Annotated in this window: 9 protein-coding genes; 4 read left to right on the top strand and 5 right to left on the bottom strand. The window is 57.4% G+C overall.

Translation table 11 applies throughout. From position 1 onward, the window contains the following. Positions 1–24: 24 nt before the first annotated feature. The 3 genes from SH661x_RS23660 to clpX all read right to left on the bottom strand — a co-directional run bounded on the left by SH661x_RS23660 (position 25) and on the right by clpX (position 3,373). Positions 25–1,098, bottom strand: coding sequence for an esterase/lipase family protein (locus SH661x_RS23660; protein ID WP_437226714.1), 1,074 nt, complete (start codon positions 1,096–1,098; stop codon positions 25–27). A gap of 9 nt (positions 1,099–1,107) precedes the next feature. After that, the gene (locus SH661x_RS23665) at positions 1,108–1,932 is read right to left on the bottom strand and encodes a sialate O-acetylesterase (protein WP_437226716.1); all 825 of its coding nucleotides are present in this window, start codon (positions 1,930–1,932) and stop codon (positions 1,108–1,110) included. Positions 1,933–2,101: 169 nt separating this feature from the next. Next, positions 2,102–3,373 carry an ATP-dependent Clp protease ATP-binding subunit ClpX gene (gene clpX / locus SH661x_RS23670; RefSeq protein WP_437226718.1) on the bottom strand — a complete coding sequence of 424 codons (1,272 nt, stop codon included), beginning with the start codon at positions 3,371–3,373 and terminating at the stop codon, positions 2,102–2,104. 868 nt (positions 3,374–4,241) lie between these two features. Here clpX and SH661x_RS23675 point away from each other — a divergent pair. Together SH661x_RS23675 and SH661x_RS23680 are read left to right on the top strand one after the other, a co-directional pair. Next, positions 4,242–4,727 carry a CBS domain-containing protein gene (locus tag SH661x_RS23675; RefSeq protein ID WP_437226721.1) on the top strand — a complete coding sequence of 162 codons (486 nt, stop codon included), beginning with the start codon at positions 4,242–4,244 and terminating at the stop codon, positions 4,725–4,727. Between the two features lie 177 nt (positions 4,728–4,904). Next, the gene (locus SH661x_RS23680) at positions 4,905–6,572 is read left to right on the top strand and encodes a HEAT repeat domain-containing protein (RefSeq protein ID WP_437226723.1); all 1,668 of its coding nucleotides are present in this window, start codon (positions 4,905–4,907) and stop codon (positions 6,570–6,572) included. Between the two features lie 102 nt (positions 6,573–6,674). Here SH661x_RS23680 and SH661x_RS23685 read toward each other — a convergent pair whose 3' ends face one another. Next, positions 6,675–8,588, bottom strand: a complete 1,914-nt coding sequence (locus SH661x_RS23685) for an ATP-binding cassette domain-containing protein (RefSeq protein WP_437226725.1) — start codon at positions 8,586–8,588, stop codon at positions 6,675–6,677. 171 nt (positions 8,589–8,759) lie between these two features. Further along, positions 8,760–9,740, bottom strand: a complete 981-nt coding sequence (locus SH661x_RS23690) for an ABC transporter permease (protein WP_437226728.1) — start codon at positions 9,738–9,740, stop codon at positions 8,760–8,762. Positions 9,741–9,993: 253 nt separating this feature from the next. Here SH661x_RS23690 and SH661x_RS23695 point away from each other — a divergent pair, with 253 nt between their 5' ends. Together SH661x_RS23695 and csrA are read left to right on the top strand one after the other, a co-directional pair. After that, positions 9,994–10,374, top strand: a complete 381-nt coding sequence (locus tag SH661x_RS23695) for a hypothetical protein (RefSeq protein WP_437226730.1) — start codon at positions 9,994–9,996, stop codon at positions 10,372–10,374. Positions 10,375–10,607: 233 nt separating this feature from the next. After that, a complete protein-coding gene (csrA, locus tag SH661x_RS23700) occupies positions 10,608–10,814 on the top strand; it encodes a carbon storage regulator CsrA (protein ID WP_437226732.1) in 207 nt (68 codons plus the stop codon). Positions 10,815–10,823: the final 9 nt, after the last annotated feature.

Below are 10,823 nucleotides of genomic sequence, written 5' to 3' on the forward strand. Positions count from 1 at the left end.
TCCAAAACCCATCCATCGACAACGTCACTTCTTCGGGGGAGTGACGTTGTCTGCATCTGGTGAAGAAGAATCGTCACTGTCTGACACGGGGATCGGCACACGAATCCCCGATTCCCGCAACGCGCCGGTCTTCAGAAAGCGAACCGTGGCGTCGATGACGTTGGCATTCCACACCATCAGTGAATGCAGTGACGGAATCTCGATGAAGTCGGCAGCTCCAGGCAACTTCGTCGCCTCAACACTCACAGTCCCGTCATCGTCCCCAGGAATCAACGGATTCCACCCATCCGGTGTTCCCCGCACTCCTGCAATCACCGCGAACTCCGCATTCGGAACCGGAAGCGTGGCAATGAACCCTTCAGGATCTTCCACCAGTTGCTGCCCGGCGGGTCCATAGGCAACACGAAACAGCCAGTTGTTCTGAAGCAGATTGGCCATGCGGGCTCCCTGATTGGGAACACCGAGCATCACCACGCGGTGCAACCTCGGGTCGGGGTGCGTCTGAGACTCCCGCACATAGGTTCGAAGCAGCAGCCCTCCCATGCTGTGGACGACCACATCGATCTGTTCCACTCCCTGCAGCGACTCGATCACGCTCGCGAGGTACCGAGCCGAGTCGACCAGTGCATGACGCGTGCTGGGATAGTCGAAACCGACGACGAGGTAGCCCTCTTCTTTCAGTCGATTGGAAATCGTCTCGAGCGATTTAGAGGACCGGAAGATCCCGTGAATGAGGATTACCGCCTTTCCGGTCATCGGCGGAAGCTGTAATTCGGTCCGGATGCGATCCAGTGCTGACTGGCAGTCTTCCCGTGCTCCCCATGCCCTTCGAACATCGCCCGGGTCAAGCAGTCGAAAATGATTCGTCAGAACATTGTGCTGAATCCGATAGCCCTGGAAGAACACCACGTCGCCCCAGAACTGTCGGCCCCCCAGAGTCGGGGTATCGAAATTGAATTTGGGGAGACCGGGAATCATGTCTTCAGACTCCTGAACCACATCTGTCGGCAATTTATCAACATGAATGACGTCGCTCCGTGCAAAGAGTGCTGTCGTCACGAGCGATGGGTCACGACGACGAAGCAGCTCTCTGAGCATTGAGGATGATCAGTGCCTGCTTTTCGCCTCTTCGTCCGTCAGTCTGAAATATTCGTTCGCATACCTGCGCCCCAGTTCGCGATAGGCAGCACTGTCGAAGTGGATGCTGTCTCCCTTGTGATTCAGGCCATCAGAATTCACATACCCGATCCGGGGTAGCTGATTCGGAAGGTCCCGGGTCGCGCCGTCGACCTGGCGATGGGAGTCCGTCCACGGTCGCATTGGAAACTGGCCCATCTGGCCGACGATGAACGGGACATCGGGGGCATTAAGTTCCCGGCGGAACCGAACGACCAGTTCTTTCAACTTCTCTGAATAGACCTTAGACAAATCCGGCTTGCAATCGGATTCCCCCTGATGCCAGAGAATCCCCTTGAGCTCGCCAGCGGGCAAAGCCACTTTCACGCGGGCCATGCAGTCGTCCCAGGGATGCGTATTCGTCGCGGCGTCAAATACGCCGGGCTCCCAGGAAGAAATCGGCGTTCCTCCAACAGCACATGGAATCAGGCCGACGGTCACGTCGGGATCATCCTTGGCGATCTCGATCGCGAACGTTTTCCCCAGCCCGGTCCCGGCTGCCGATCTATCAAAATGCAGCGGGTCTGCTGCCGGAATCCATTCCTTCTTCTTATCAAAGACCAGCACCCGCGGGTGAATTTCCCGATCTTCGTCACTGACGACTCCGCGTCCCGCCATGTTCGACTGGCCGACAAGCAGGAAGAGATAGAACTGATCCTTCGCCGGAAGCGTCACTGCTTCTGCGTCCTGAGCACGAACAATCGGGGCTGTCAGACAGAGAAACAAGCCTGCGATCAGCCAATGACGTTTTCGCATCACGATGAATTCCAGTCTGCTCGAGTTTCTGAAACCGTTCACGTTGCAGGGTCAGTGCCGTCCCAGAAGTGTACCCGGTGCGTTCTGGATTCTCGACGGCGTCCAAATGCAAAGAACCCCGGGAAAAGCTCCCGGGGTTCTTTCTGCAATTCAAAGAGATCGGCCGAACTTAAGCTGCTGCCGAACCATCTTTCGTGAACAGGTTCTTCTCTCCGCGGACAACTTCCGGAGTGATCAGGTAACGATGACCTTTTTCCTTTTCCGGCAGTTCGTACATGATGTCGAACATGACCGATTCGATCACGCTTCGCAGTCCGCGTGCTCCGGTTTCTTTCGCCCGGGCAATTCTCGCGATTTCCCGCAGAGCCTGAGGCTGGAATTCCAGTTCGGCCCCTTCCATCTCGAACAGCTTGGTGTACTGCTGCACGAGGGAGTTCTTCGGTTCGGTCAGAACGTGCATCAACTCGTCTTCGGTCAGAGTCTGCAGCGTGCTGAGAACCGGGAGGCGTCCGAGCAGTTCGGGGATCAATCCGAATTCAAGAACGTCTTCGACGGTCACGTGCCGCAGCAGTTCGCGCCGCTGTTCTTCCTCGTTGCGTGACTCATGTCCAAAGCCGATCATCTTGCGGCCCAGGCGTTTCGCAACGATGTTCTCCAGACCGACGAACGTTCCGCCGCAGATGAAGAGGATGTTCGAGGTGTCGACCTGGATATACTGCTGCTCGGGGTGCTTGCGTCCCCCTTGTGGAGGAACGTTGGAGACGGTTCCTTCCAGCATCTTGAGCAGCGACTGCTGAACCCCTTCACCGGAGACGTCACGGGTAATCGAGACGTTCTGGCTGGTCTTGCCGATCTTGTCGATCTCGTCGATGAAGATGATGCCGCGCTGAGCGGATTCAATATCGAAGTCGGCGGAGTGGAGGAGTTTGAGAATCAGGTTCTCAACGTCTTCTCCAACGTACCCTGCTTCGGTGAGGGTGGTGGCATCACCGATGGCAAAGGGGACCTGCAGGAACTTGGCGATCGTGCGGGCGAGCAGGGTCTTCCCGGAACCGGTCGGTCCGATGAAGAGGATATTTGACTTCTCGATCTCGACGTCGTTGTCCACGTCCTGCGAGAGCATGAGACGCTTGTAATGATTGTGGACCGCCACAGCCATGGTCTTCTTGGCGTGCATCTGTCCGACAATGAAGTTGTCCAGGTGGGCCACGATCTCGCGAGGGGTCGGCACCTTCTGGAACAGCTTCTTGCTCTCGCCACGCCGTCGGCGATCCTGATCGAGAATCGACTGGCACAGGTCAATGCATTCGCCGCAGATGTACACGTCCCCAGGCCCTTCGACGAGCGGACCAACATCCCGGTAGCTCTTGCCGCAGAAGGAACAGTTGGCGTTTTTCTTTCCGGTCCCTTTACGGCCGGACGTAAATTCCTTGGAGGTCATGTAGAACCCTTTAACGCTGGCGTGCGAGAACGCGCTCGAACGAGTGCTTGCCCCGCGGCCCCCTCCATGTTTTGGCCACGGAAAATCGATTCTGAGATCGTCATCATGAACGGATACAACAACTGTCTCAACACTGAATGGAGTCCCGGGTGAAGTTCATCAGGAAAGTCGTCATGCGATTCCCTGCGAATCAACTTACCCAATCACCATCGGATTCATGGAACACTCTTTCCCTCCCGGGCCTGTTCCCCTCCCGAGAGCGCTGTCCTGTCCCGGCCTCCTGAAATCCGACCCTTGATGGATCGGAATTCTTCGTCCGTGAGGTCACCCCGCCGTTTCAATTCTTCTATTTGGGTGACGATTTCCTCGGCGGCGTCGGCAGGATCATCACCATCCCGATACCATGCACGTAATCGGTGAACGATGACTGCGAGAACCACAAAAGCAATTCCGAGGCCAACCCAGTAAATTGACGTCGAATCCAACAGTTTCTGGATCGAATTCGCGTTCGGTGGATTCATCGTCGCTCTCTCCTGTGCCGCTTTCGGCATTATCCGCCACTGCCTCCGGAAGGACAAGATCAGGCCTTCGGAAACCGGCAAGAACTGCCTGACCGCACGCGTTCACGATATGCAGAAATTGCAATGGACTCTTGGCGAAATGACATCGACATTAGCGAAGCCGATTTAAAAAATTTTCGCGATTCACCGGACAGTCAACGTGCAGGTGCAGAACATTCCTGAACTATGCCGATCACACGCAGACGACCGGATATTCCCGACGCTCATCACTGTGATGCACTGGCCGATAGCCGCTCCAGATGCAATCCCGCGAACACTCTATTAGATAGACCAAGAGGATGAATCGCATGGCACTGACGGTGCGAGAAGTCGCATTACGGACTCCTGTGGCCGTGTTGCCCGAAACTCCCATCGCCGATGCGGAACAGATGCTCATCAGCTGCACTGCCAGCGAAATTTATGTCACTGATCATGACGACAGGATCCTGGGGATGATCCCCGATCAGGAGATCCTGAAATACCGTCTTCTGGGGGGAGATGGACAAGGGCGGGTAGCTGCACTCATGACCCCCGTCACCCGATATCTCACGCCCGCAGCAAGTCTGATCGAAGGTGCCAGACTCCTCAGCGAAATCCCGCACTCCAGCGTTCCGGTGCTGGACGGAGAACGACTGATCGGACAGCTCTGCCGCAGCAATCTGCTGCGAATCCTTTCCGAACAGCAGATTGAGCCGAGTATGGACGCACATCCGGTCCCGGGTGCCTATCTGCCGACCCCCAAGTTCCTCCAGATTCGGATGGGCGTGGGAACTTCGGGAAAGTTCACCAGATAGATCACGCGGGCAGGGGCCATTTTTCAGTATTCACGTGCAGGCTTTCATCATAGTCGACCGATAGAAAGATCACGGATTGTGCCGAAGGCCAGTCTGTGGATGTGTGCTTTCAAGGAATGATAGCACTGACCAACATCAATGCTGGGAGCCCGGGGGGGCTTTCAATTGGGGGCAAGGATGCGACGTATTTCGAAGCTGTCGTTATTGTTGGCACCGATCCTGCTGGCGAGCATCTCCGGATGTGCCACGCCCAGCTGGATGAGCCGATCTGAGCCGACCGACCCTCGGGAAGCACGCGTGAACCGTCTGATGACGGTCGCTGCGGAATTCGAAAAAGAGGGGAAGCCCGAAGCGGCCATGCGCGTGTATGAACACGTGCTCGCACAACAGCCCCAGCATCCAGATGCAACCTTGAAACGAGATCTGCTCGCCCAGCAGGGAGTCAAGAGCGGCGCTCGTCCTCTGCAGAAAGACGCGGCTCCGGGAATCAATACTGCTCCACAGCAGATGTACGCGTCTGCTTCAAAGCCGAAAGCGCCTGCTGAGCCAGCGGCACAGAAGGATATCGCTGCCGAAATCCATCGCAAGAACGCTGAGCTTGCCAAAATGCTGGCTGAGCAGAAAGCGTCCACGCACCCGATCGTCGCAGTCCCGGGTGAAAAGTCGGCACAGGATAATGACCTGACACCCACGCCGATTCCCGAACAGTCGCTGGCAGCAAAAAGCAAAGCCAACCTGCTGGAAATGTTGAATCAACCTGCGTCCGTGGAAGATCCAGGTTGGGCTTCGACAGGATCCAGCGGTGACTGGCAGATCGTCAGCAATGACATCGAAAGCAAGGAGAGTGCGTGGAAGCCCACCGGCCAGTCTCAGGCCGCCGAAGAGTTCGCCAGTCCGACTTCTGTCGCATTCAGCGAATCTTCGCCGGAATTTGACAAGGTGCAGGCACCGGAAGCGGAGACCAGCGACTGGGCTCTTGTCGAAGCCGATGAACCCATGCCGAAATCTGAGCAGGTCGCGTCTGTATCAGAACCGGATGCGGATGCATGGCAGACAACAGACCTGACTCGTCCACCCGCTGTGGAAGAGAAAACAGTTGCCTCCGAGGAAAACTGGCAGACCACTCGACTGGCCGGCCTGTGTGACAACCTCGCTCCAGGGCTGATTCCCATCGTGGACAGACTGGAGAGCAAGGAATCGAGCGACCGGGTGGCAGCCCTGTTTGAACTGGGCGAACTGAAATCCGAAGCCCGCTCTGCGTCTGTCGCGGTGTATTCCCTGATGCAGGATCAGGATCCGGTTGTGGCCGTGTACGCTGCCGGGACGTTGCGTCAGATCACCGGGGATGCCTGGAGTTCGGTACACACACTGACCAAGTATCTGGATCACACAGATCCGGGAATTGCCCAGCTGTCGGCCTACATGCTCGGGCAGATGGGGCCTGAAGCCATGGACGCTGTCCCTGCACTCGAGCGACTGCGGAACAATTCGCAGGGGATGACAAGCCTGCATGCCGCTGAAGCACTGACTCACATTGCTCCTGCAGATGTCTCTTCCGTTCAGAAGTTGACGGCGGCTCTTTCGGAAACAGACCGGGAACTGAGATGGTTTGCAGCCGTCTCGCTGGGAACCGTCGCGGGTGAATGCGAGAAGCAGGCTGCTGAAGCCCTGAAAAACGCATTGAACGACGGTGAAATGGAAGTGCGGATTGCAGCCTGCCTGAGCCTGGGAGGCCTCGGCAGCCATGCTGCGATCGCAATCCCCGATCTGGAAAAGGCAGCCCGCTCGGAAAGTCCGGACGTGAAGTCCGCTGCCGAGACGGCACTCGCCTGTCTGCGTGGATAAACCGGCGAGCGGGGGGACGTGAGTCTCCCGATGAGTCCGTCGCTGAGTCCCTCGGTCATCGGGAGACTGATGTCTCCCGCTCACCGAGATGTGATTGCGTGGTTAAGCCTGCTGCAGTCGACGCGATCGCTTACTGAAGGAGTTGAACGTCACGTAGTCCCAGTGGCGGAACAGATCCGACCCTTTGGTCAGCTCCTGATGAGTCCCGATCGCTTCGATCCGGCCATCGTGCAGCATCACCACCTGATCGCAGCGGCGGCTGGTGGTGAGCCGACCGGGCAGGTAAATCATCGTGCGTTTGGCGGCCAGCCGCTGAAAGGCATCATCGATCAGCGCCTTGGTGTCGTCATCGAGCAGAGTCTTCGGCTCCTCGATGATCATGACCGCAGGATCACGCAGGGCAGCACGTGCCAGTCCGATCCGGAAGGCCGCGCCGACATCGAGCTGCTCTCCATGTTCCCCCAGCACCGTGTCGTAGCCTTGCTTCATCCCAGAGATCAGCTTGTGGACATGCACGAGCTTGGCCGCTTCCATCGCGTCCTGCAGCGTGTATCGAGAATCACCGCAGATGATGTTGTCAGCGATGGTGCCGGAGAGGACCGGATCTTCACAGCTGACAAAAACAGCTTCAGTACGGATGGATTCCAGAGTCCCCCACGCGATGTCTTCGCCGTCAAAGAGCACTCGGCCCTTGGTCGGTTCGATGAAGCGGGGAATCAGATAGGCGATCGCCTTGGGAAGCAGTGGATCGAGCGAGACCAGGGCCACCTGCGTTCGGGCTTCAATCCGCAGGTCGATCCCGCGCAAAAGCTGGTGCCCCATCTGCTGATAGTGCACCGATTCCAGGACGATCGACTTGGAAACAGGCTCGATGAACTTGGCTCCAACCGCCTGCCCCACTTCCGGAATTTCGTCCAGATAGCGATAGATCCGGTCCCCACTGGCGGTCAGTTCCTTACGGTACTGAACCAGAAGATCCCAGCTGTTGAGTTCCACAGCAATCAGAATCAAAGCCACGATCATCGCTACGGCACTCGCCAGCGGGATGGGAGCTGTCGCGGAGATCACCCGCAACGAGATCAGCAGCAGGACGAGAGTCAGTCCCACCCAGGTGACAAAGCGGGCTGTGGATAAGGCTGTCCTTTCCAGGCGTCGACCGGTCTGAGCTTCCTGCGTCATTCTCGCCAGATGCCGGTTGAACAGCGTCTGCTCGAACTCTTCCATGTTGTAACCCCGCACCAGCCGGGTCTGCTTGAGTCCTTCCGCCAGAAAACGGACTTCGGTCTCCGCGTGGGATTCTGAGATCAATCGTTTGGTCAGGCCCTGCTTGCGTTCATAACGGAAGACGAACCAGCAGGCGACCGTGGGAACCAGACATTCGATCCCGAGTCTCCAGTCGATCGCCAGGACACAGACCGTCAGCAGCGGGAGAAAGAAGCAGCACCGCACATAGCGCCATCTCCACTCAGCCGCTGATTCGCGAACAGACTCGGCGTCGTCAACGAAATGTCTGAGAGCGGTGTGATAGCGCTGCCCGGTCAGGTCACTGGGCCCCAGTCGCAGTGTCTGCCGGTGAATCGAGCTGCGCAGCCACGTGGCCAGTTCACGAGCCGACCGTGCGGAATGAACCCGGGCACGCCCTCGGGCGAACGAGAACGTCACGATCGTGACCAGCGTGAGGCTCACCAGGATGGAGAGCGCCCCCGAGGTGGTCTGCAACACAGGGAACGCGTCGCAAACGGGACCGAGCCACCGCCACAGCGGCAGGGTGCCATACCGAATCGCCTGCATCTGCAGCCCGATATCGGGTTCCACATTGGGAGGAACGATCGAGGAGCTGCGGAACTGCCCCGCTCCGCGCGCGACGAGGAGATCGACCAGCAGGGTCAACAGGATCAGGAGAGCCACGATCGACGCGGACGCGACCGTAATCCAGGCAAACAAGGCGATTCCGTGCCGGTCCACCCAGGACCGACGCGTCACCAGCCGCCGCATGGGAGTGATCATCGCAGACATGTGGTTCAATCACGGCAGAAGATTCAAAGATGTGTCCGCATCCGGGAGAGGCAGAACTCTCCCCACTCCATCAGAATCGATTCAGCATCCGCTGCCTAGCTGCTTTTTGTCTCTTTGACTCCTGAAAAACTGATTTTCAAATCCCGATCTTCATTCACAAAGCATTGTCGACTATGCCAGATCGCGGTCTTCGAACAGCAGGAACCCCAGCATGACCATGGCGGCCACGTAAGCCAGACAGTACAGGCCTGCCAGGCCAATGTAGTCAGGTGGAATGACCTTCCCGGTGGAGATCGCCGCTGACATATTGAAGTTTTCAAACCCGGGCAAGATGGTGGCCAGCAGCTGTGCCACGAACTTCACGAAAACGTTCTGCACGTTGGAAAGCACCAGCACCGGAGTCAGGTGACCGATGACGAACACGGCAAAACAGGTGCTCATGTTCACCAGCATGGGAACACGGGTCGAGATCGCGACGCTGACAGCCGTCATCACCGCCACTTCCATGGAGATCAGCGTCAGTCCCGGAAAGACAGTTCTCGCAACTTCGAAGTAAATACGGTTCATACTCGGAAGCTGGAACGGCAATCCGGCGAACGTCTTCCAGTAAATCAGCGGTGTCTGTTCCTGAGAAGCTTCCTTCTGATCGTAGTGGAACTTGTAGTAGGTCAGGAAGAAGAACACGACCCCAAGAATGGCGATCATGATCAGGGCCGACTGCAGAATTCCCACGTATTTCCCGAAGACGAACTGACGGCGATTGATCGGCTTGGACAGCAGCGTCATGGCTGTCTTCCCTTCAATTTCTTCCGCCACGCTGATACTGGCAGTCCAGACACAGTGCAGCAGGGCACAGATCAGAACGGTCGCCAGACCGCAGTCGATGTACATCTTCGTGTCGTCCCCCATGGAGAAGAACGGCACCCAGACATTCATCACAATGACGGTGAGCCCCAAAGCAAGCATCAGCACAAAGACCGGCTGCCGGACAGCTTCTTTGGTCGTCGCGCGGGCAATCACTCCCGACTGGGTCAGATAGTTCACCAGCACCAGCAGGGGAACAAAAATACACCAGCCAATGACCAGTGCCACATAGGGCAACCGGATCGTCTCTTCAGTAGCTTGAGCCAGAAGGAACGGCAATCCACCCATGATCGGTGTCTCTCCAGAATCGACGGCAGTCAATGAGAACTGCGCTTCTGTCACAATTCAGACGGGAACTTCAGACCTCCCACTGTACCCGCCGGGACCAATACGATCAAATGAACGAATCTTCGATAAGTCCCCCGAAACCGTGAAATTCTCGGGAACATTCGATTTTTCCGACACGCGGAGCCGAAAACGGCCCTGCCCCCCCACGAGGCCCCTGCCGCTGAAAAGCCCGAGGAAGGAAAGCCCGCAAGCCATGGCCTCGTTTTCAGATCTGATTGCTTCCCGCCGAGCCTGGATTGAAACAGTCCTGGAGCCCTGGTGCCGGACTGCCAGTCGCCGGGACCTGTTGCTGGCCGAACAGGAATGGCAGGACATCGCCGGTCGTCCCGCTCCGCAGATGACCCTGTGGCTGTGGGCCTGGAGTCGGTTCCCGGATCTTTGCGATGCCGGCCTGACCACTCTGAACGAGACATTGCCGGTCCGGGTCGAATGCCATGACGGCCGCTCCGCAACGGGATACCCGGACGCCCGGAAATCGGAACGAGGCCAGCTGGTGCTGATCGGCGAACGTGGAGAAACGTTCGGCCCGTTCTCGATCGACGATCTGAGTTCAGTCCACAGAGTCACCGATTGACGAAAGAGCCCGGTCCGTCCCGGCCAGGAAGCCCCCGAGAAAATCGTTGCACGTGGCATGGCCGTCAGGACCGGCGGCTGCGGTCGCTGTCGGCAGAATGAGCCTCTTCGCGATTCTGTCCACGAAATGGTGACTTTCCACCACACCTCGCGTCTGAGGCTAAGCTAGGGTTGGACAACGTCCGACCAATGAAGGAAGGATGATCATCCGCAGAAGCGAGAGGAATGGAAGTCATGTTGGTACTCAGCCGAAAACAAGATGAGAAAATCATCATTGGCGATTCAATTACCCTGATGGTCGTATCGATTCAGGGGGACAAGGTGCGGCTGGGGATTGAAGCTCCTAAGCAGGTCAGCATCCATCGCGAAGAAGTCTATAACGCCATCCTGAAAGAGCGTGACGACAGCGACGTTCCGACAAGTTCCAGCGAAGTCCGCTGAACTTCGACG

Origin of the sequence: Planctomicrobium stercoris (assembly GCF_051465655.1) — a bacterium.
Classification (GTDB): Bacteria; Planctomycetota; Planctomycetia; order Planctomycetales; family Planctomycetaceae; genus Planctomicrobium.